General features: G+C 45.7%; 19 protein-coding genes and 1 pseudogene. 9 read left to right on the forward strand and 11 right to left on the reverse strand.

All coding sequences use genetic code 11. From position 1 onward, the window contains the following. Window positions 1–20: 20 nt before the first annotated feature. Complete coding sequence (locus NZ043_RS06565) at window positions 21–1,364, reverse strand: transcriptional regulator (RefSeq protein WP_339311092.1); 1,344 nt, start codon at window positions 1,362–1,364, stop codon at window positions 21–23. Window positions 1,365–2,136: 772 nt separating this feature from the next. Between NZ043_RS06565 and NZ043_RS06570 the strand changes: the two genes are divergently transcribed. Next, window positions 2,137–2,373 (forward strand): helix-turn-helix transcriptional regulator, encoded by a 237-nt coding sequence (locus NZ043_RS06570; protein ID WP_133386108.1) that lies wholly within the window; start codon window positions 2,137–2,139, stop codon window positions 2,371–2,373. Between the two features lie 396 nt (window positions 2,374–2,769). On the opposite strand, the gene NZ043_RS06575 is transcribed toward NZ043_RS06570, so the two are convergent. Then, window positions 2,770–4,038, reverse strand: a complete 1,269-nt coding sequence (locus NZ043_RS06575; protein WP_133386109.1) for a hypothetical protein — start codon at window positions 4,036–4,038, stop codon at window positions 2,770–2,772. A 286-nt stretch (window positions 4,039–4,324) separates the two neighbouring features. On the opposite strand from NZ043_RS06575, the gene NZ043_RS06580 reads away from it, so the two are divergent. Further along, on the forward strand, window positions 4,325–4,810 hold the full coding sequence (locus NZ043_RS06580) for a hypothetical protein (RefSeq protein ID WP_133386110.1): 486 nt from the start codon (window positions 4,325–4,327) through the stop codon (window positions 4,808–4,810). A gap of 334 nt (window positions 4,811–5,144) precedes the next feature. After that, a pseudogene (locus NZ043_RS06585) lies at window positions 5,145–6,504 on the forward strand (IS1182 family transposase). A gap of 668 nt (window positions 6,505–7,172) precedes the next feature. On the opposite strand, the gene fni reads toward NZ043_RS06585, so the two are convergent. The 9 genes from fni to NZ043_RS06630 form a co-directional block, all read right to left on the reverse strand. Then, window positions 7,173–8,240 carry a type 2 isopentenyl-diphosphate Delta-isomerase gene (gene fni / locus NZ043_RS06590; protein WP_133386111.1) on the reverse strand — a complete coding sequence of 356 codons (1,068 nt, stop codon included), beginning with the start codon at window positions 8,238–8,240 and terminating at the stop codon, window positions 7,173–7,175. Between the two features lie 326 nt (window positions 8,241–8,566). After that, the gene (crtI, locus tag NZ043_RS06595; protein WP_091036264.1) at window positions 8,567–10,048 is read right to left on the reverse strand and encodes a phytoene desaturase family protein; all 1,482 of its coding nucleotides are present in this window, start codon (window positions 10,046–10,048) and stop codon (window positions 8,567–8,569) included. Then, window positions 10,045–11,193, reverse strand: coding sequence for a glycosyltransferase family 2 protein (locus NZ043_RS06600; protein ID WP_091036260.1), 1,149 nt, complete (start codon window positions 11,191–11,193; stop codon window positions 10,045–10,047). The genes crtI (NZ043_RS06595) and NZ043_RS06600 overlap by 4 nt, the downstream gene beginning before the upstream one ends. A 1-nt stretch (window position 11,194) precedes the next feature. Further along, window positions 11,195–11,956, reverse strand: a complete 762-nt coding sequence (locus NZ043_RS06605; RefSeq protein ID WP_091036257.1) for a lysophospholipid acyltransferase family protein — start codon at window positions 11,954–11,956, stop codon at window positions 11,195–11,197. After that, the gene (locus NZ043_RS06610; protein WP_091036254.1) at window positions 11,925–12,692 is read right to left on the reverse strand and encodes a carotenoid biosynthesis protein; all 768 of its coding nucleotides are present in this window, start codon (window positions 12,690–12,692) and stop codon (window positions 11,925–11,927) included. The genes NZ043_RS06605 and NZ043_RS06610 overlap by 32 nt, the downstream gene beginning before the upstream one ends. Next, window positions 12,692–13,564 carry a phytoene/squalene synthase family protein gene (locus NZ043_RS06615; protein ID WP_091036253.1) on the reverse strand — a complete coding sequence of 291 codons (873 nt, stop codon included), beginning with the start codon at window positions 13,562–13,564 and terminating at the stop codon, window positions 12,692–12,694. The genes NZ043_RS06610 and NZ043_RS06615 overlap by 1 nt, the downstream gene beginning before the upstream one ends. Then, a complete protein-coding gene (crtI, locus tag NZ043_RS06620) occupies window positions 13,561–15,024 on the reverse strand; it encodes a phytoene desaturase family protein (RefSeq protein ID WP_091036250.1) in 1,464 nt (487 codons plus the stop codon). Before crtI (NZ043_RS06620) ends, NZ043_RS06615 begins: the two co-directional genes overlap by 4 nt. After that, entirely contained in the window at window positions 15,021–16,571 is a 1,551-nt protein-coding gene (crtI, locus tag NZ043_RS06625; protein WP_091036245.1) for a phytoene desaturase family protein, read from the reverse strand. The genes crtI (NZ043_RS06620) and crtI (NZ043_RS06625) overlap by 4 nt, the downstream gene beginning before the upstream one ends. 265 nt (window positions 16,572–16,836) lie before the next feature. Beyond that, window positions 16,837–17,781, reverse strand: a complete 945-nt coding sequence (locus NZ043_RS06630) for a MerR family transcriptional regulator (RefSeq protein ID WP_133386113.1) — start codon at window positions 17,779–17,781, stop codon at window positions 16,837–16,839. A 268-nt stretch (window positions 17,782–18,049) separates the two neighbouring features. On the opposite strand from NZ043_RS06630, the gene NZ043_RS06635 reads away from it, so the two are divergent. The 6 genes from NZ043_RS06635 (at window position 18,050) to NZ043_RS06660 (ending at window position 22,520) form a co-directional block, all read left to right on the forward strand. Then, the gene (locus NZ043_RS06635) at window positions 18,050–19,525 is read left to right on the forward strand and encodes a phospholipase D family protein (protein ID WP_133386114.1); all 1,476 of its coding nucleotides are present in this window, start codon (window positions 18,050–18,052) and stop codon (window positions 19,523–19,525) included. 126 nt (window positions 19,526–19,651) lie between these two features. Next, window positions 19,652–20,275 carry a TetR/AcrR family transcriptional regulator gene (locus NZ043_RS06640; RefSeq protein ID WP_091036238.1) on the forward strand — a complete coding sequence of 208 codons (624 nt, stop codon included), beginning with the start codon at window positions 19,652–19,654 and terminating at the stop codon, window positions 20,273–20,275. Further along, window positions 20,272–20,613, forward strand: a complete 342-nt coding sequence (locus tag NZ043_RS06645) for a multidrug efflux SMR transporter (RefSeq protein WP_091036235.1) — start codon at window positions 20,272–20,274, stop codon at window positions 20,611–20,613. Before NZ043_RS06640 ends, NZ043_RS06645 begins: the two co-directional genes overlap by 4 nt. Further along, on the forward strand, window positions 20,613–20,927 hold the full coding sequence (locus NZ043_RS06650) for a multidrug efflux SMR transporter (RefSeq protein ID WP_017691901.1): 315 nt from the start codon (window positions 20,613–20,615) through the stop codon (window positions 20,925–20,927). Before NZ043_RS06645 ends, NZ043_RS06650 begins: the two co-directional genes overlap by 1 nt. A 300-nt stretch (window positions 20,928–21,227) precedes the next feature. Further along, the gene (locus tag NZ043_RS06655) at window positions 21,228–21,359 is read left to right on the forward strand and encodes a hypothetical protein (RefSeq protein WP_276324001.1); all 132 of its coding nucleotides are present in this window, start codon (window positions 21,228–21,230) and stop codon (window positions 21,357–21,359) included. A 213-nt stretch (window positions 21,360–21,572) separates the two neighbouring features. Next, window positions 21,573–22,520, forward strand: coding sequence for a TetR/AcrR family transcriptional regulator (locus NZ043_RS06660; protein ID WP_124116559.1), 948 nt, complete (start codon window positions 21,573–21,575; stop codon window positions 22,518–22,520). Window positions 22,521–22,530: the final 10 nt, after the last annotated feature.

The raw sequence follows: 22,530 nt of genomic DNA on the forward strand, positions 1-22,530 counted from the left end.
AATTTCGTCTTCATTCGTCATCAAACCTCCCGAATCATTTTTTTGTATCGTAGTTTAGCTTCTTCGACTGCACAATACCGAAATTCTTCAAATATTTTTATACACTCTAGAATACTATCTTTATTCTTAATTTTATTTGCAAAATCCAAACCGTTAAGAATCAACTCAAATCCTCTGTTATAATCTTGATGTTTTAAATAGTATGTACCTAGGCCCACAAGCAAAGTACCATATTGATCATTCGTATATTGCTCGCTGATTTTTCCAATACGACTGCTTTGGTCCTGATACATGAAATAAGATTGATACTTTTCAAGAATTGAAGAAATGTTCATATCATACCGATTCGCTGCATTTACAATCGCACACAAAGCAGGAAAGATCTCATTTTCTCTCTCCGAGATATAGTTCATATAACTTTGGATAACCTCTGTTTTACCTGACATTAGTTCATATAGATATCGATTGCCTTCTGCCCATTCCTCGAACTGACGAGTAACAACGGTTTCCTCTTCGCTCGGATCATTTATCCAACTATAATCGGTGTACAACGAAACATACTGAAGTGCTTCTCCATATTCTTCATAATAAAAACAAGCCTCTCCAAGCATCAAATAAGCGTATAAAACATAGAATATAATTTGCTTTTTAGGGTTATCTTCCGCTACATTTACTTTTTTCTTCAATTCATAATGGATCATTGCTTTTAACTTTAACTGATCAGCAAGGCTCCTCACCTTATCCCATTGGCGCAATGAAGCATACACATTCATCAGATCGTTCAGTCCATCCAGCTGGTAAGGCTCGTCTAGCCGATCTACAAAAAACTCGAACTGGGTAGCAAGTGCAAGATTACTCATCTGATCCTTGGAAAGCCCGATTGTGAACAAACGATACTGACTTAGAGCCAACCGTTCAGAATGTTGCATTTTCTCACCCTCGGCTACACATACATACAAGGGCTTGGCCGCTTCTAACTTCCCTTCACGATATAACTGTTCAGCCAACTCGAACAAAAGCGGTGCATAGGAAAGATTATCCATAATTAGATTAACGGCTTCTTCCATATAATCGACCTTACCGAGTTCGGCACAACGGTATAAAAAAGGCCCCAGTCTTCGCCAATCCGGGCTTGTATGTACAAAACACTCATGTATGTATAATTCATAGAAGTAACCCTCTGTTAAACCCATCCCGGCAGTTAGTCGATCCAACTGCTGCATGCCAATGGTACGCAGCCCGTTCAGCGTACCACTCAACGTCCCTGAGTTGATTCCCGATATCTCAGAGAATTGATTGAGTGTCATATGGTTCGTTTTTAAGTAGTCTGCTAAATGATCACGTATTGTGGCTACTGAGTTCAAAGGTACACCACCTTTCCAAGCGAAATTAAGCAATGGTCAATAAAATAATACTATATTTTTGAATTTAATATCAATATTTTACTTGTAAATAATTTACTTTTATTATAATGATATTTATCTGCTTTGCTTAAAATGTTGTAAAAAAAGCCTGAAAGAGGACCAGAGAGCCTTTGTCATAGTATGCGATCAAGCATCAAATTCATATCCACACGTCGGGAGTCCACAATAAGACATCCGTGAGAAATGTCAAAGCATCCATACCACTCAATCTGTCCACGATTGATTCTAGCATCTCTCTTGCATTCCCTGTAATATGCTAAGCCAGGACTAACCCTCCAGTATCTCCATCAATATATAAATGCTCTGTATGTGTAACTCTCTGTACATGCCGAAGCCATAACGTACCTTCATCTACATAAATGATATAGCGCTCATTCATGACATAACCTTGGTAAATATACATCTCTCAATCTTGGTCAAAGGTGTCGAGGGTTAACAAAGCACGTTCAAAATGGTTTGAGATTTTCATGACACTATTGCCCTCCCTTAAAAAGAATGAGACTCAATATTCATAATCACTATGAGAAATAACCATTAGGTAAATTTAAAACATTATTGATTTTGATTCAGAACCACAAATAATTTAACGCCAAAAGTTTAACGTCTATTGATGATAATGCTCTAATTTTATATCGTTTAACGATAAACGTAAAGTGATTATTTTAAAACATTTAACGTTAGGTTATCATTAAAGTGAAAGGTGGAATTGGCTATGTCTATAAAAATAAGATTGGGCGACACTTTAGAGGCAGCCAGCGTCACTAAAAATGCACTGGCCAGGGAAGCAAAAGTAAGACCAAACCTTATATATGATTTGTGCGAAGGAAAGACGAAAAGACTTGATTTAGATACCTTGAATAATATCGTGAACACTCTGCGGGTAATGACAGGGAATGACTACACTCTAACCGATGTGTTAGAGTACATACCGGATGATGATAAGGGGTAAAAAAACATACTGGACAAACATTTTCAATGGAGCGAAATGTCACTTTTAAAGAAAATCAAAAAAATCCGTCCATTTTTACTTTGGACGGATTTTTGTATTGTTACTGACTCCTGATAAATGTGAACCCGTATTTAGCCATGTTTAGTACGGCTAAGTACGAGTTCACATTATGGCACTCTGACTACGGGAGGAAACTTCATGGTAACCCAGTCAAAAGTATTTCAATTCATGCTCTCAATACGTGGTTTGTAACTACAAACCACCACAGCGGACTTTCTCCGCCTAGTTAATCGCCATGCATGGCACAAAAAAAAAGAAGCTTAGTTAATACTAAGCTTCTGATTACGATCTATGGTTATACCAAACACTCAATGATTATACTCTGTAATTCGTTGCTTAATAACTGTTATCCGTATAAACCCCTGACATTCCTAAACCATCATAGACATAACTATATTTCGAAAAAACTTCTCCTGTCTTTGTACCATTATAAAGATAATTCCCTTTATAAATCCCTTCTACGCGAGCATAACTTTTTACTCCATTGTTTGCGATGGAATACACCAAGCCTCCACTATCACCACCGATTAGCCCACCGTACTCAGTTCTCACTAAATGCATTGGGTTTCCAGGAATACTTAGATCAGAATCTATTACTTTCAAAAGGGAAGTACCCGTGCCACCTTTAGAAGTAGCATGAATTTTAACGTAATCACCGACTTGTCTATACGCCCCGGAATAATCAGTAGTACCAACGGTCATTGTACTTCCGTTAAGGAATACACTTGGCTTCACTCCTGATACATATTTCACAAAACCAGCATCATAGCTCGAACTTGAGCTATTATTTGCATTTGACATTGTACCAATAGAAGCTGATCCATCTGACAAATCATAGTATGTGCCGTTTGAACAGTGTCCTGCAGTCACACCAACATCATTTCCACTCGCTCTTCCATTAAAACCAAGACTACACACTCCCCAGGAATTTCCATCAACGTATCTTTCAATACGTTCACCTGGGAATAAATCATAAGCATTGTCTTTAATTTCAACATCGCCAACTATCCAATTAATCATATCTTCATTTAAATAGTTGCTTACAATCTCGTCCTTTTTGCTATCTAAATTCTCTTGCGTAATGTAAACATTGACTTTATTCTGTGTGGTATCGATTCCCACGGCTTCAAGGTCTAAAGATTCCGCATTTTTAAATATTTTTTCCTTTCCCTCGTAAAGTTCATTTTCGCTGTACTTTACATATTTGAATTTCAGTTTATCTGTCTTTTTGCTTTTACTCTTCAGCACTGTTTCGAGGTTATTACCCGCAAGGCTTTTAGCTTTGCTTTCGCTAGTTAGAAGTATTACATTGGTTCCATCTTCTTCGGTATACGCTCCAGCATAAGCATCTTTAAAGTTAGCAGCAATGTATTCCTGCAATTGGACACGATCATTCTGTGCCAGGGAAAACTCCTTACCCTCGGAATCCTGAGCTACCGCAACTGTATTAACTGGAGCAGGTCCGGCATCAATGGGTATTTCAAAATGATTTGAAGCAGGATTCGGAACCCCCCCAAGTTCAGGACCATTTGCAAAAGCTGAAGAAGATAAAAGCATTATTGACATGGTAAACGTTGTAGCAATTGAGATCAGCTTTCTTTTCATTCTTAAACCAACTCCTTTTCAACAAAAAATTTCCTGGATATGCAGCAGGGGCACAACACATACCTCAACTTTTTTCCAGGTATACTTTTAATAACGTTGCTTCCAAGCAAAATGTTCCATAAAATACAAAAAAATAGTATAAAATGTGTTTTATATACTTTCCGCTCTGACCGTCAGCTGGTTAGTAATGAATAAAACAATTGAAGATCTGCGCGATCGTATTGCAACATCCTTACTGAATATAGCGTCAAATATATATCAACTAATCGATCGGAGGCTGTTAAAGATGAAAACTGCGGGTATGCTGAAGTTGATCGCCCCTTTGCTCCTATTCGTTATTTCAGGCTGTTCATTTAACGAAGCGAATAATAAGCCGCTTTTCCTTCTGGATGTAGATGCACCAACTGAGGTCAAAATTAATGAACCGTTTAATGTAGAGGCCTTCTTACGGAATAAAGGTACAGATACGATTCAATTGGAGCATGGAGTAAATATGTTTACCTATACTCTTTTTGATGAAAAAGAGAAGGCTATAGATCTTGGAACAGAAAATTCGATAGTAAATGGTATTGGAATCAGCACATCCATCAAATCGGGGGGCAGTTATAGTTATGATGGTAGTGAGTATGTACCTTCGCCACAAAATGTACTAGAGTTAAAAACTCCTGGGACATATACTTTGGTAGTTCGTGCAAAGTTTAGGGCACAAATTGACGGTCAATGGAAAGATATCGAATTAACCTCCGCCCCTGCTTCATTAACTGCAAAGTAAAAAAATACTGACAAAAAGCGGATTCCGCTTTTGCATTCGGCTAGGTCACCCCAATCATCTGTCTGATTCCAGTATTTAGTTTTTTGAACAATCTGCAGGAAATGACAGGAAATGACTTTACTCTTTCAGATGTGTTAGCGTACATACCGGATGATGATGGGTAAAAAAAAAACTGGGCTAAACATTGTCAACGGAGCGTAACGCTTTCTCACTTTTAAAGAGAAACATAAAAAATCCATCCATTTTTCTTGAGGCCACTGAAAAAGTTCTAATTTAGAAAAAGGTACAGTTTTTCAAGAAAAATTGAGTTATCATGAAAAGTAGGTGAGAACAGATGATTCGACAACAACAAACTTTAGTCCTGAGTCCTTATGCGGTACTGTATGACATCGTCGTTCCGAAGGACAATATGCTCCGTCAAATCAGAGCTCGTGGACTTTACTTTCATTTATGAAGAACTCGAAGCGAAATATTGTTTGGACAATGGACGTAACGCCATTGATCCTATTCGCATGTTTAAATATTTACTGCTCAAAGCGATCTTTGAACTGTCTGACGTAGACATCGTTGAACGCTCGAAGTATGACATGTCGTTTAAATATTTTCTCGGTATGGCACCGGAAGATTCTGTTATTGACTCCAGCTCTCTGACCAAATTCCGGAAATTGCGATTGAAAGATATGTTCATTGGTAAAACGGTGACGCTTGCGATCGAGCAGAGTATTGTGAAGAGCCCTGCCATTATCGTCGATGCTACGCATACAAAAGCGCGCTACAACCAGAAGTCACCGCAAGACATTCTACAAGACCGTGCGTGGAAGTTGCGCAAAGCGATATATACCTTGGATGAATCAGCCAAAACCAACAAGCAAAAAGCTCGAAGATGAAATAGAGTATTGCCAGAAGCTTGTCACTTTCGTTGAAACCGAATCTGGGATCGCACAAGTACCGAAAATTCTAGAGCCTCTGAACCTGCTGAAAGAAACGATCTCAGATGACGTCGAGTAACTTCGCCTGGCAGCAGCCCCCGACGCACGAGTGGGACACAAGAGCGCAGACTCTGCTTTCTTTGGATAGAAAACACACCTGGCCATGACTGAGGAGCGGATCATTACAGCGGCCGTTATCACAACAGGAGAGAAGAATGATGGAAAAAAATTACAGGAATTAATCAAATAAATCAAAGCGGCTGGCATGCAGGTGAAGACAGTCATTGGAGACGCAGCTTATTCCGAGAGGGATAATATTGTATACACCCACAAAAATGAAATTGCACTTGTAGCGAAATTGAAGCCACTGATTACGCAAGGAAACCGTAAAAAGGAAGATGAGTTTCTGTTTAACAAGGATGCAGGGTTGTATGTGTGTCCAACTGGGCATATGGCCGTCCACAAGGCTCGGCAAGGCAAGAAATTATCGGTAAAAACCAAACAGATACTTATTATTTTGATGTAGAGCGATGTGTGCGTTGTGCACTGAAGGAAGGTTGCTACAAAGAAGGTGCGAAAAGCAAGACATATTCCGTTTCGATAAAATCGGAAGAACATTCCAAACAAATGGCATTTCAAGAAACAGAATATTTCAAAAAGAAATCCAAAGAGCGTTACAAAATTGAAGCGAAGAACAGTGAACTTAAGCATGGACACGGGTATGATATAGCCACATCCTCGGGTTTACTTGGCATGCAATTATAAGGTGCAATGGCCATATTTGCTGTAAATTTAAAACGAATATTGAAGTTAGCAGAGTAAGGAGAACAGAGAACACAAGCGAATAATGCCAAAAAAAGAAGACATCACTCCCAATACTTGGGTGTAAATGTCTTCTTTTTTGGCTAAACGTTATCCACTACTTGAAAAAGTAAAGTTCTTCAGTGGCCTCATTTTTCTTTGGACGGATTTTTTGTATTCTCATAACTTCTAAATTGTATTAAAACAAAAAAAGTCTTACGTACTTATCCATGCTAAAGCATTAGATAGACAAGACTTTGTAAGGATTTGATTATATTTGGCACCCCATATACAGAACCAAATATAGATGACACAAACAGCGTTGACCCGAGGAATTTCAATCCACGCACTGGTCTGGCGTTTGAAATCCCGTTCGGCATGATTTCAATCCACGCACTCCACGGAGTGCGACTGCGAAAAAATACGTAATAAAGTCATCAAATTCAAACATTATCACGTATTCTCAATCATTATACCAAATTATAGAAAAATTTGTAATAAAAAACACCCTTCACCAAATACCTCTGTTGCCAAAAGGTCACGAAAACGATGTTTTCGACAAAATTCGAGGTGCGAATCCCCCAGGGAAATCATGTGAGCTTGGGGTTCGCACCTGCATTTCCACCCTCACTCTACCGCCGTTCCACCAGACGTGACGTCTGTTTCAAATCCTCAATCCGACCAGCTCCGATACCAAACATCACGGTACGCAGCTCGAACTCCACCTGTTCCAGCCGCTCATCCAGCGCATCATCCGAAGCGACCGCAGATTCGAGCAGAGATCGGCCAAAACCAGCCAGATCCGCACCGAGCGCGAGGGCTTTGGCCGCATCCACGCCCGTGTACAGTCCACCGCTGCCAATCAGGGCACCAGTAGGATTCAGCGCTCGTACTTCCTGAATACACTCCGCTGTGGGAATGCCCCAGTCGGCAAAAGCTTCAGCTGCCGCCCGGCGTACAGGGTTATTGTTGCGGTACTTCTCTACCTGTACCCAACTTGTACCGCCTGCACCAGCCACATCGATAAACGCGACACCCGCTTCATATAGGCGTTGAGCTGTCACACCATCGATGCCAAAACCTACTTCTTTTACGCCAACAGGTACGTCTAGCTCACGACACAAGTTTTCAATCCGTTGAAATAATCCGCTGAAGTTGGTGTTACCCTCCGGCTGGAAAACTTCCTGCAACGTGTTCAGATGAAGCACGAGCATGTCCGCACCCGCAATATCTACGGCGCGCTGAAAATCAGCCGTGGTAAAGCCATAGTTCAGCTGCACCGCGCCCAGGTTGGCAATGACCGGGATGTCCGGTGCCCAGCGCCGCACATCGAAGGTACTTGCGAGTTCCGGCTGTTCTACGGCAGCCCGGATCGAACCTACGCCGAGCGCCCAGCCTCTGGCGTTTGCTACTCGGGCGAGGCGCTCATTGATGGCGCCCGTTGTTTTGCTTCCACCCGTCATCGAACTGATGAGCAAGGGTGTACGTACTTTTTTACCAATAAACGAAGTCTCCAGATGCACCTCTTCAAAATCCAGTTCCGGCAGTGGGTGATGACGAAACGCAAACCGCTCCATACCGCTGGTTACCCCTTCTCCTGCCACATTCTCCTCAAGACAGAGGCGCACGTGTTCCAGCTTCCGTTCTCCCGTAGCCACTTCGGGAAGCAGCCGTTCGCCGGCTCGCTCTTGTTCATTCATGATGAGACCTCCTATGTGAGAATCGTGCGGATCGACAGGATAACCTGCCTGTTCCTTGCTTCTATGTATATATGTCTTATGCAAAAGACAAAAACATTCATCTAAATAAGCATTGCAGCATAACTCTATCCAGTATAACGTTCCAATCCGGCTATGGAAAGGATGCCCCGACACCAAATGTCTCACTTAAATCTCGGAGCACCACTATTTTCACCTACGCAAAAGCACGGATCTTCCGTCGCACCTTCAAAGCTGGTTAGCACAGACGATGCACACGCACATTGATCAACAGAATACATTTCACTCCATCATCCTGCACAACGAGCTTATCTCAAGATTTCCGATGCCAATTGCTCACCAACAAGCTGTCCGGACAATGTCACAATCGGGGTTCCGCCGCCTGGATGTGTCGTTCCGCCGACGTACCAGAGTCCTTGTACATCTTTGCTTCGGTTGCCCGGACGCATAAAGGTCTGCTTCACGGAGTTGGACGAGATACCGTAGATTGAACCTTGATGCGCCAAGGTATCCCGTTCGATATCTCGCGGCGTGTATCGGATCAGCACATCAGATTGGTTCAACCCGGTAATTCCTCGCGCCTCCAATCGTTCCAGTACAAACGCACCGTAACGTTCCGTCTGCTGCTCCCAATTCCACGAATCCGACAAGTAGGGGGCATTGACTAGAATGAATAGGTTACTGGCTCCCGCCGGGGCCATGCCTGCTTCCGAATAACCGGAATAACAGATGTAGATTGTGGGATCAGCAGGCATTTTACGTTCACGGAAAATATGGTCGAACTCCGGTTCATAACGTTCCGGGAAGAAAACCGTATGATGCAACAGTGCATCATATTGTCTTCGCACACCCGCCAGCGTCACAAATCCCGAAATGGATGGCTCATACTTCCGTATACGGGCATCACTCATTTCTTTCCGATGTTCCGGTGCGAGCAGCAGTCGATTCACGCTAAGTACATCTCCATTGGCAACTACCTGATCGGCTTCTCGGAAGCCTTGATCCGTATCCACACCAGCCACTTTGCCATTCCGAACAACAATCTGCCGAACCTCTATGCCTGTAATAATTTGTACGCCTTTTTCCTGTGCCAGACGAGTCATTCCTTCGATTAGTTGATAGGTTCCACCTTTGACTCCGTAGATGCCCACCTCTGCTTCCACATGACCCATCATGGCAAAGATGGAAGGCGATTGATACGGCGATGATCCCACATAGGTCGCGTACCGTCCGAACATAGCCAGCGTATGTGGATGCTGGAAATACGAACGCAGTAACTTATCCAGCTTCACCGTTGGCCGCACGCGGAGCAGGCTGCGCAGCATCTGAAGATTGTATTTGTCAGAAGGAGACAGCAACAACTTACCCAGAAAATGACGATTGGCTTCCGCATACAGTGCAGCAGACTCATCCATAAACGCATCATAACGGGCCGCATCCTCCGGACTGTACGCCGCGATCTGCTCCTTCATCCACCCGCGATTGCCTGACAAATCTACCACTGTGCCATCTGCGAATATATTACGCGTGCGGGGCTCTAACTCATATAACTGTACGTAATCTTCCATTGCTACTCCCGCATGGTCGAAGACTGAACGAAAGGTGGATGGCATCGTGATTGTGCTCGGTCCCCGGTCAAAATGATACCCGTCCCGCTCAATCTGCTGCAGCTTGCCACCTACGTGTTGCTGCCGTTCCAGAATGGTTACCTGCACACCTTGTGAAGCCAGTCGTATCGCACACGACAGACCTCCGAATCCTGCTCCGATAATAATGACGTTACCTCTCAACTGTACCGCCTACCTTTCCATACATACCCCTGGCCGGAGCGGCCTGCCTGCCAGGAAGCAAGTCCGATGGCAATGACACAGGCCATGCTGACCGGTTGCAGAAGGGCAAGCCACCAGGGTTGTCCGCCAGCATGATCCGCTACTCTTTTCACAGCCATACCAAGTAATGTTCCTATCAATCCATACAGAATGAACATCGAACTGCCCATCATAATTCCAATAATCAAGCCTAGCGGGGGCACAATATACATCAGTGTATACATGAACATCGTGCCAAGCAGCAGTACGTCTTTACGTCCCATACCTTCGTACATATTTTTCTTATATCCGTTCCATACTTCTGCCCCGTTCTGATACATGCGGGTATTCGTTACGTCATGCACGTCTGTCAGCATCACCGGATGACCTGCACGCTTGACCGCTTTCGCAAGACTCATGTCATCCACCAGATGTGCCTGAATAGCAGCATGACCGCCGGATGCTTCGTAACTGGAGCGATGAATCAACAAAAAAGCCCCCGTAGCGGCCACAAACATCGGACTGGATGATCTGCGTATCATAAAAATGGGCAGATGACTGATGATGGTGAAGACCATCATCGGCACAACCAACTTTTCCATCCACGTCTTCGTTACCTGATAAGGAAAACCGGTTACCACACCCCCGCTCTGCTCACATCCTGCCGCGAGAGTCTGCCGAATGGCAATTGGCTCCAGACGTACATCCGCATCTACAAACATAAACCATTCTCCCTTGGCTTCCTGAACCAATCTGTGACACGCATGGGATTTCCCCATCCAGCCTTCGGGAAGATCGACGCCATGCAGCAGACGCACACTTGCATCGCGATCCGCAATCGCTTGTACCATGGCCGCTGTCTCATCTTCGGAGCGATCATCCAGCACCAGCACTTCCATCCGGAATCCCGTTGTATCACTCGCGAGTACACTTTCAAGACATCCTTCGATATGTAGTCTTTCATTTCTGGCTGGAATCAGAACCGAGACCAGCAGGTCAGGTGGTTGTATCTTGTCTGCCCGGAATGAACGTACTTTGGGCAGACAGGAGACGTTCCATAGAGCGAACAGCAACTGTATGCCCAATATGCATGTAAGCACAATCCAGAAGATTTCAGATGCATTCATGCTAACGGTTCACCCGCTTTCGTGCCGCATCGTATTTTTCACTTGTCGAACGTACATGACGAATCAGCGGAAGCGCATCTGGCAAACTTCCCTGCCCCATCCGTACAAGTGCTGATCTGTGATCGTCTAACTGCTTTTCCAACAAAAGGCCGAGTCTGGAGGCAATCTCTTCACTCTTCCATGCCTTCCAGTCTTCCGTCACAGCCGGGCCCGCCTGCATCGATATTTCCGGTAGATCATGCTGGACCATCCCATGACACAAGGTTACCGGTACGGCGATGGCATTCGGAGAGCGACGAAGCAACAATCCGATGCCTGGACGGAACCGAATCGGTCTGGCCTCCTGATGCAGAATTTCTCCTTGGGGAAAAATCCAGACCCTTTTGCCCGAATTCAATAGTTCACTGGTGTACTGTAGAGAGGTCCGAATACCGGACGCACTCTCCTTATTGATCGAATACGCACCCAATTTACGAAAAAAAGCATATTGCTGAAGCTGTTGCTCCTCCATCATCACATAATGATCTCCCCGCGATGTCTGCCTAGCCGCATGATAGAGCAGCAGACCATCCCACCAGGAACTGTGGTTCATGAAATAGATCACCGGACGAGTCGGTTCAATCGGGGAGTTGTCCCTGATGTCCACCTGCGGGTCCAGTGACCCTGTGAGCGTGAAGGAGCGGAAGCGCCGACGCAGCAGATAATAATGATTGTATAAGGCAAAAATATGATTAAACGGTTTTGATTTTACGGCGCGAATCATAGAGCCAGCTCCCTTCGGCAAGAAGCACCCCAGCAATGGCGATGATAAAGCTTCCTGTAATCCCTTCCTTTAGGGCAAGCAGGCCGAACAGAAGAATAAACAGCTGATACAGCCATTTTGCACGCAGCAATGAGCTACGGTCATTAGGCATGGCCGGAAGGAAGAGGGACAGGAATGCACCCATGATAAACCAGCTTATGTAATTGGTCCACGGAACACCGTAGAATCCACCTGGAGCTTGCCACTCCCAGAATCCTCTCGCATGTGCAACAGGGTCGAGTACCAGGTCGAGTACAATCGCCCAGAACCCGGTCTTCACTGCTCGAAGCAATTTGCCAGTCCATGTTGAACCACCACCACTTAACAGCGCCGAGTTACCAACCACTGCGATCCAGGCAAAACCCAGCGTAACTGGCACACTGAACACATGAATCCCGAAGAAGTCAGAATAGGCATACTCCCCAAAGGGCCAATGGGTATGAACCCCTACCCACTCCACGCCCATACCTCCCAGCCAGATGATCACAGAGGAAATCCAGAGTCCGGGTTTCAGCCAGATGACTGACTGGTCGGACAGACCTGTCCGATTACGCCCTTGGTAGATCAGATCCAGCACATACAATGCGTAGAAGATTAAGAATAAACCATTGGAAAAGGACAATACGTCCGGCACGCCGATCGTCAGCATCAAGGTTGCTCCAATGACATACCACGCCCAGTAAAGCCACTGGATCATCAGGATACCGCCGTTCGGGAGGCTTGATAGGCCAGCATCGGGTAACGTTTCACAATCGCACCCAGCATCTCCAGTTTCAATTCATCGCTAACATATGCCCGTTTGGTATATACGTCATAGTCGTTGCGTTCAACCGCGTGTAGAATGGTGGAGTAAAAGGCTGCTGCCAGCTCGATGGAAAACGCACTTTCCGTTGGGTACGTCTCCAGACGATCCATGCCAATACGGAACCAGTTCAATGCTGCAGCTTTTAATTCATGAACAATGGCAATAAAGCGTTCGTCCACGACCCCGTCTTCAAAGTCCTGCTCGGTGTAGCCATGCTTCTCCATGATCTCCAGCGGAACATACCGACGCACTCTGGCCCGATCTTCACCAACATCCCGAATTATATTAACGATCTGCATCCCTTTACCCAAAGCAATCCCGTTCATGGCTACTTCTGCGCCGTTATCATCCCGCAATACAGGCAACAACATCTCCCCTACGGTTCCGGCCACCAGATAACAATAATGCTCCAGTTCCTGCATCGTTGCATAATGCGTTACTTTAAGATCTGTGAGTTGCCCTTCCATCTGGCGGAAAAATGGCCCCTTATCCAGATGAGGAAAACTGCTGAACAACCATCTCAGTGCTGGCCAGATAAAGTGTCCTTCCGCTTCCTCTAGCCGATCAAACAAGTCATGGATCTCGTGAATCGTATAGGGCGAATGTTCCGGCTCGTCTACACTGTCATCAATCATGCGGCAGAAGGCATAAATGACATATACCGCTTCCCGACGTGGACTAGGCAGCCCTCTAAAGGCCTGATAAAAAGAGGAAGAACCCTTTTGCATCAACTCTTCACACCTGCTCAAAATCGCTTCATTCATGTTCCCATCTCCTTCATGAGTTGATTGACGGCCATACGTGCACTCTGCATCACAATCGGCACTCCGCCACCTGGATGTACAGATGCTCCTGCGGCATATAATCCCTTTATATTAGGGAATGGTTTGGGTTGTGGTCGGTATACACCGGACTGGAACAATACAGGTGCTATACCGAAGCTTCCGCCCCCATAGAGACCGTCTCGCTCTGCGTCAGCGGGTGTACGTACCTTTTTCCACTTGATCGCTGCACGAAGTCCCGGGAATCCTCGTTGCTCCGCTTCTACCAGTACCCGTTCTGCCAATGCTTCGCTCTCCTGATCCCAGTCGACACCTGCGGCATCTGGTACGGGAATGAGGAAATACAATACACTCTGTCCTTGAGGCGCTGCAGTTTCATCCAATGCGACCGGATTAAATACGTAAAATGAGGGCTTTGCCGGAATGCGTCGCTGATTGAAGACTTCCTGCAAACTACCTTCAAGACTCGGTGGCAGGAAGAACTGGTGTGTCGTTGCATCTTCCCAGGTTTTATCTACGCCCACATAGAGCAGTACACATCCGGAGGAGGGACGATACGGCTTTCTTTTGCGCGCTACCTCTGGTGACTGTCCAAGCAAACCTGATAGATGGGGGAAATCACCATTGTAGATAACTGCATCCACATTTTCTGCGCCTGCTGCCGTTTCTATACTTTCACATACACCATTTTTAATCGTGAGCCCGGTAACTTCCGAATTCAGCACGACACGCCCACCACGCGATATCAGCTCCTGTTCCAGAATGGCTGGTAATGCTGCATATCCGCCTTTGACCATCCAGATTCCATATTCATGCTCTGCATAAGGCAAAAGGGAATAGATGCCAGGGGTCCCGAACGGTGATCCACCGATATACAGACTTTGCAGAGAATAAGCGTCGAGCAATTCCTCGTGCTGAAAATAATCACCTACCGCTTTCCGGACACTTTTGTGTGCGCGTAATCTGCCCATGAGTGACATGAGAGATGGTGTGAAGAAATCCCTTTTGCGCGGAAAAGCCCTTTCCAGGAACGCTGCCCGGCCTGCCGGAAACAACGTGTCCATATCTTTCATGAATCGTGTGAATCCCCGGCTTTCTCCCGGGAACAAACGTTCAATCTCCGCCGTCTGCTCTTCACGTGACGTCATCTTGGTCATGACCCGACCACTGTGGTAATGCACTCTGTATAGCGGATCACAGCGAAGCAATTCAATCTTCGAACGATCTACGCCTGCTTCCTCCAATATACCAAGTAACATCTCAGGCAGAAGCACAATGGTTGGCCCCTGATCGATCCGGTACTCCCCTTCCTGCTCATACCCAATTCGTCCGCCAACGCGGGAACCCCGTTCATACACGGTGACATCCCATCCCTGACGGTTCAATAACAGTGCAGAAGTAAGTCCGCCAATCCCTGCGCCTACGATAGCGGCCCGCTTCATGAATGTCCTCCAGCTTCTGCCGTCTTCACATACGAGGAAGGTTTGGAGCGTGTGCGCGCGTCCTCTTCCTGAATCAGTCTCACACTGATCCGTGCCGATTCGAAGATCGTGGGCAACCCGCTGCCCGGATGTGTTCCGCCGCCTACCAGCCATACACTTTTCAACTCTTCAAACTCGTTATGGGGACGCAGGTACATCATCTGACCCAGATTATGTGCCATATTAAACGTTGCTCCGCGATACACATCCAGTTCAGTCTCCCAATCAAGTGGAGTGAACAGCATACATTCTTCAATGCGACTGCGTATGTCTGCCAGCTCAGGAATGCCTTCCATGCGTTTCATCATGGCCTCTTGCACATTCTCCCGTTCTGCCTCCCAATCAATGTCTGCGGTAAGGTTAGGCGTAGGCATGAGAACATATAAAGCAGATTTCCCTTCCGGTGCCAGCGTCGAATCAAGTCTGGAAGGGTTATGAATATATAGAGATGGATCGGCTGATAACATTTTATGCTTCGTAATTTCATCAACGTTCAACCGGTAGTCCTCGGGAAAATAGATCGAGTGATGCGGCAGGTCCACCTCACCATCCACACCCAGATACAGCATTGCTGTAGAGCAGGAATACTTTTTGCGTTTCATTTTCTCAGGGGTATATTTCTTAAGTACGCCCGGTTCGAACAGATGATTCACCGCATGTGCGAAGTCGGCGTTCACCACCACATGGTCTGCTTCGATGCGTTCACCATTCTCAAGCAACACACCTTCTGCACGACCATTGCGAACGATGACCTGTTTCACCGGGGTGGAAGTATGTATTCGTCCTCCGTATTCTTCCACGACATCAGCCATGGCCTGAAAGATCCGATTCACGCCGCCAATGGGGTGGAACAATCCGTAGTGATGCTCAATAAACGATAGTATGGTAAAGGTGCCCGGACAATCCCAAGCAGACATGCCAAGGTATTTGGATTGGAATGTAAATGCCCAGCGTAGACGCTCATCTGTAAAATAGCGAGACAAGATTCCATAGACTGTATTGTGGACATCAAGCTTGGGTAGAGCTGTTACCGCATCTTTGCGCAAATAGTCAGTCAGCTTGCCAAAAGGACGACGGAGCAAAGGCATGACTTTGCTAAACTTCACTTCCTCTTCTTGCATGAACCGAAGGTAATTGTCTTCATTGCCCGGGAACAATTTCTTAATCTGTGCAGCTGTATCTTCCCGATTACGAGAAGGCATGAACACCTTATCACCAAAGTTCAGTGCGTACAGTGGGGTTAACTCTTTCATATGCACATAATCGGATAACTTACGTCCCACCACGTCGAACATCTCTTCAATCAGCTGGGGCATCATCAAAAATGTAGCACCCCGGTCGAATCGATACTCACCCAGTTCCAATCTGGCAGAACGCCCCCCGATGACTGGCTGTTTCTCATACACATCTACCTCGTACCCCTGACCGGACAATAACATCGCTGCTGCAAGTCCACCCGGACCTGCGCCAATGACAGCTGCACGTTTGCGTTGTTGATTCGGTATCATGCCACTCACCTTTCTATGTAGGGAATTCCTATAGTTCTCTAGCCCCTAACCTATTATTAAACCGCCCAAGAACACTTTAAGCGGTAACTAGCAAAAACATTATACAAATATAATACAAATATTATACGACCTTGTAAACCAAAAAATGACCCGTCGGTCAAAATACGAGAATACTCCATTTATAAACACAAAAAACATCCCTTGATCACTTTCGTCAAAGGATGTCCTGTATTCACTAACCTATTCATATCATTTGAGATTATGTTTAGTTATTTGCCTGTCCAAACCTCGCACCAGTTGGTCGATTTGCGAGATACTCACGTTCTATCCATGACTGCCAATCCGCTGAATCCTCTGGCATAATCCATTGCGGATAACGCGCATGCTCTGCACGCTCATAGCCCTTTCCACCAAGTACGAAGCGAATATGTGGAAACTCGTTTTTAATTCGCTCTATAAGCTGATCACACCGTTCAAGAAGCCCTGGGCTTGTGATTGAAAGGCAGACCAACTTGATCTTTTGCTCCCGAATAATCGGGAAGAGGCCTTCTTCTGGCGTGTTCGCACCGAGATACAGTACTTCCGCTCCATTTTTACGCATAAAGAGAGAGAACAGCAGCAATCCAACCTGATGGTGCTCCCCTTCCGGACACAACGCCAGAACTTTGGGCAGATGCGGATAGATCGGGAACAGATGGAAAAACTGATAAAACCGCTGTGAAATCAACTGTGTCATGAAGTGTTCCTGAGCCACCGAAGCCCTGCCTTGCTCCCATGCATCTCCAACCCGAACCAGAATGGGCACCAACACATGATAGAACATCGAGTCATACCCATACATGGTGAACCCAAAATCAATCAAACCATTGGCACGTTCACCCTGAAAGTTGTAGAGCGAGTCATAGATCTGATCTGCCATGCGTGCGTAGGCTTCTTCCATCGTAGGCACCGGAGCCATGATCGGCGTGGGTACAGCCTCGGGCGGATTTAATTTGTTTACTTTCAACATCCGTACCGCTTCCGAAATATTGGTCTGATGTAGCTCAACCTGTTCTTTCAACCAGCGCAGATCCGCAACATTCTCTTCGGTATACATTCGATAACCCGATTCCGTCCGCTCAGGGGTGACCGCACTATACCGATTCTCCCAAGCCCGGAGCGTCACCGTCGGGATACCGAGCATGGCAGCGACTTGTTTGATGGAATACACCTTATTACCCACTTTCTTTCCTAAATGTCCAGATTTCAAAGGTTATATCATTGGTTCCCCGTCCTTGTCAGGCATATAAAAACCCTAACATTCTACAAAAATAATACACTCATTATACACAACGCTCAGACACCTGTCGATTGCATACTGCCAATTTTGCCATATGCATTTTACTGCTATATTCCTTATGCTGGCGGGTTCTCCTGCGTCAACGTTATCATCCGTGTGGTAATAGAAGTCAGCAAGTTACAGAAGGGGGAGTCCACCGTTGGTCTCATTACGCCGCCAATCTTCAGACCGCAAATCTTCACGCGGCAAATTTCCATACATACGCACAGGAATCGTCCTATTAGTCCTATGGCTCATCGCCGTCATGCTCTATCAGACCTACAAACCATTACCAACGGGCATTTCCTACGAAAGTCCGGAGTATCGTGTAGATCAAGTCGAGTTCCTGCATGACCTCACATATCCTTCCTCCGACGGACAGATGGAGCACGAACAGCAGATTTTCCAGCGCATGATGCAAATTGTGGAGGAAGCAGAGCAGTTTGTCCTGGTGGATATGTTCCTGTTCAATAATTATCAGCACAAGGGACAGAACTTTCCTCCCGTGAGTACTGAATTCACCAAAGCGCTGGTCGCCAAAAAAAATCAACATCCTGATATGGACATCTGGTTTATTACAGATGAAGTAAATACCAACTATAACTCAGCACCCAATCCGTTGCTGGAACAAATGAAACAGGCAGGCATTCATGTGGTCATCACGGATGTGGACCCTTTGCGTGATTCAACTCCAGTATACTCTGCGGTCTGGCGGACCTTCTTCCAATGGTTTGGCCAATCTGGAGATGGCTGGATCAAAAACCTGATGGCCACCGATGGTCCAGATGTAACTGTACGTTCCTATCTCAAGCTGCTCAATGTGAAGGCCAATCATCGCAAAGTTGTTGTTAGTGAGAAGAAGGCCATTGTCTCTTCTGGCAATATTCATGATGCGAGTGCCTACCACTCGAACATTGCATTTGAAGTAACAGGTCCAATCATTGGCGATATTCTTCAGTCAGAGCAAGCGGTTCTCGACATCTCAGGCGGAGGTCAGGTTCCTGCCTACACAGCCCCTTCCACGAATACAAACACGGGAGATATACGAATACGCTATTTAACGGAAGGCAAAGTGAATGACGCTGTACTCCATGAGATCAATCAGGCTGGCAAAGGTGACACCTTATGGATGGGCATGTTCTATGTGGCCTCTCCAAAAGTATTGGAAGCCCTGCTGGAAGCCGCAAAACGAGGAACCGAGATCCGGCTTGTACTTGATCCAAATGAAAATGCCTTTGGTCAGGAAAAGATCGGCATTCCGAACCGTCCTGTCGCTGCTGAATTGCATGATAAATCCGACGGTAAAATTCAGATCCGCTGGTATAACACCACCAAGGAGCAATACCATACCAAGATGATCTATCTTGCCAAAGCAACCGGTGATCATATTGTCCTGGGAGGTTCAACTAATTTCACACCCCGAAACATGAATGACTACAATTTGGAGAATGATTTATGGATTTCTGCTCCTCCAGACAATAAGTTCACGCTTGATATCGCGAATTATTTCGAGCGTATTTGGAATAATGATGATGCGGAGTTTACGCTAAACCTGGATGAGTTTCAGGAGAAGACTACGTTTTTGAAAGGTATCCTATATAAGCTGCAGCTGATTCTGGGTCTTACGACCTTTTGATCAAAAACCACATTCATACCTGTTATATCCGCTTGTACTCTACTGTGCAGGCGGATATTTTCATCTTGACAGGCGATGTGAAGTGTGAAAATATAATTACCTAACGACCGTTAGGAAGGTGATTGAATGACTGCACAATCCATTCGGGATGCTGCCCTATTCCATTTTGCGAGAGATGGCTATGAGGGAGCTTCTCTGAGAGCTATTGCTGATGAAGTCGGGATTAAAAAACCGTCCATATATGCACATTTTAGCTGCAAGGATGACTTGTTTTTGCACACTCTGGCCTTTGCTTTTCACGAGGTAAAACGGCACACACTGGAATATTTCCGCGATCATGCGGATCTGCCATTGGAGCAGAGGCTGAAAGGCTTGTTGATCTGGTTCGAACAAGAATACAATGCCCATGCTTCGGCTCGATTGATGTTGCGTAATTGTTTTTACCCACCCCTTTCTCTGTATGGCGAAGTGATGGATCAGGTGTATCCGTTTATCGATGGCATGGAACGTGCACTGAATCGTCTGCTGCAACGGGCAATGCGTAATGGAGATATACCGCCCCTTCCCGCGGAACAAGCCGCCATTGCATTTATGACGTTCCTTGACGGCATTACCGTGGAAATTATCTATGGAAGCTCACGTCGGTACAAGAGACGGTTGGAAGCATCCTGGCCTGTCTTTTGGCATGGCATTCATCATTTGAACGAAGAGGCACAAAGCGTTGTGCCGAAAGGAGATTTAACAACATGAACCGCAACTGGTTATATGTATTTATCGGTGGAATTATTGAGATTGTCTGGGTAAGCGGGCTGAAACATGCCTCGAATGCCTGGGAGTGGACTTTAACGGGGATTGCCATCGTGATCAGCTTTGGACTGATCATTGCCGCTTCCAAAAGACTGCCTGTGGGTACGGTGTATGCCGTCTTTACGGGAATTGGTACGGCGGGTACCGTCCTTACGGAAATGGTACTGTTCGGTGAACCGTTCCGCTTGGCCAAAGTATTGCTCATCGGGCTGCTGCTCTGCGGCGTAATCGGACTGAAGCTGGTTACGGATCAGCAAGAAGCCCAAGGAGGTGCAGCGTAATGGCTTGGATGGCAATTGTAGGTGCAGGGATATGTGAAATTTTCGGCGTAATCGGTATTAATGGTGCTTCCACCAAGAAAGGATGGCCATACATCGTACTTATGCTGGTGTCGTTTGTGTTCAGCTTCTCGCTGTTGTCCTACGCCATGACGTCCATTCCCATGGGCACAGCGTATGCCGTGTGGACGGGGATCGGGACGGTCGGCAGTACGTTAACAGGCATGTTCCTGTTCGGTGAACGGAAAGAAGCGAAGCGTATCCTGTTTATCGCGATGATTTTGGTGGCAGCCGTTGGTCTGAAACTGATCACATAACGGAACAACTGAATTACACTTTATATCTCCGATTGCAGTACCACTTTCCGATCGCTGTTATCCCCAGATTTCTTTGATTCCCTTTAAAGAGGGATAAATCTGGTGATAAAGGCGAACACTTCGTTTCTTCAAGTTGGTTCTGCAATCTACGTTATCGTGTAATTCTTAGCCTCCATTATGATATCTATTAAATTCTGTAATATAAAAAGACGACTTCGATCAGGAAGTCGTCTTTTTTGGGATATGATATAAATAGGGAACCTCTCTACAATCTGCTACGTAAGAAAGGATGTCGTAATCATGAAAAAATTATTGGCACGGATAGGTTCTTATACAGGGTATACCCTTCTAATCGGCATAGCCCTCTTCTATCTCATCGCTTTTGTCGCCATTATTATACTCGCCTTGTACGCCTTTGCCGGAGTAAACTAACTTATCCATTCTTAATACCTTATCCATAACGTACATACAAGCTACACCTTGTTACTTGCCGTCTCTACTTTCATTTGATCAACCTCTTTTCTCCGCTCTAATTTTCCAATTTACTCCCATTTGAATTCCTTCAACCAGATCGTTTATACTAAGTTTGACCCTAGAGTCAATTCAAGAACTCATAAGTTCCCTGATGAGGTGAAAGTATCGTTAATGAACCCTATACATGAGATGAATGAGAAGAAAAAACTCATCATTACTACAGCACTCAAGCTATTCTCGGAAAAAGGCAGTGCCGCAACCTCCATGCAGGAGATTGCAGAGATATGCGGGATGTCTAAGGGAAGCCTTTACCTTATATTCAAATCCAAAGAGGAATTGGAAGACAGCACGATGGAGTACTGCTTATTTACGCTCATAGACGAACTATCCCAGATCGAACATGAAGCTGACCTTACTCCGAGAGAACGTTCACACAAACAGATTGAGACACTGCTGGGCCATGTGTCCGAGCTAAAGGAATTTTTGCGTGTACAGATGCAAAGCATGATGATGAATGATGAGCCACATCGCAAGGAAAAATGCAGCCCGCAGCATAAAGATTTGGAGATCCTTACCCTACACGGTTTCAAGGACAAACTGGAAGATATGTACGGACCGGAGATTGAACCCTATACGATAGATCTTATTTTGCTCATACAGGGTATGTTCCTCTCCTACGTTAAGATCTGGTTTACCGAAATGCCTTCCCTTACCGTCTCCAAAATGGCAACCAATATGCTGCAAATGATTGATTATGCAGCTTACGGATTGCTCGATCAGCGCCCTGCGCCTTTGATTTTGTTGGAAGACTGGCCCGCATGGAATAGTGATCCAAACACAGACTCCACTGTGATGCGTCATCCCATTCACATCATCAAGCAAATGCAGGATATCGCTGGTTCCGAACTGCCCGCAGGGCAAACAAAGAATGATGTGCTCGAAACTATCGCCATTCTCAGACAGGAGATGATGGAATTCACGCCTCGGCGTGCCATCATTCTCGGCATGATGCACAATTTGGAGAGCGTATCTGCCATCAAACCTTTGCACTCTGAGCTTAAGCACAGTCTGGATGCCAAGTATAGCCGGTTTATCCAGGCTGACTCGTCACACATATAAACAGGAGAAA

This window comes from Paenibacillus sp. FSL k6-2145 (genome assembly GCF_037976585.1).
Lineage (GTDB): Bacteria > Bacillota > Bacilli > Paenibacillales > Paenibacillaceae > Paenibacillus.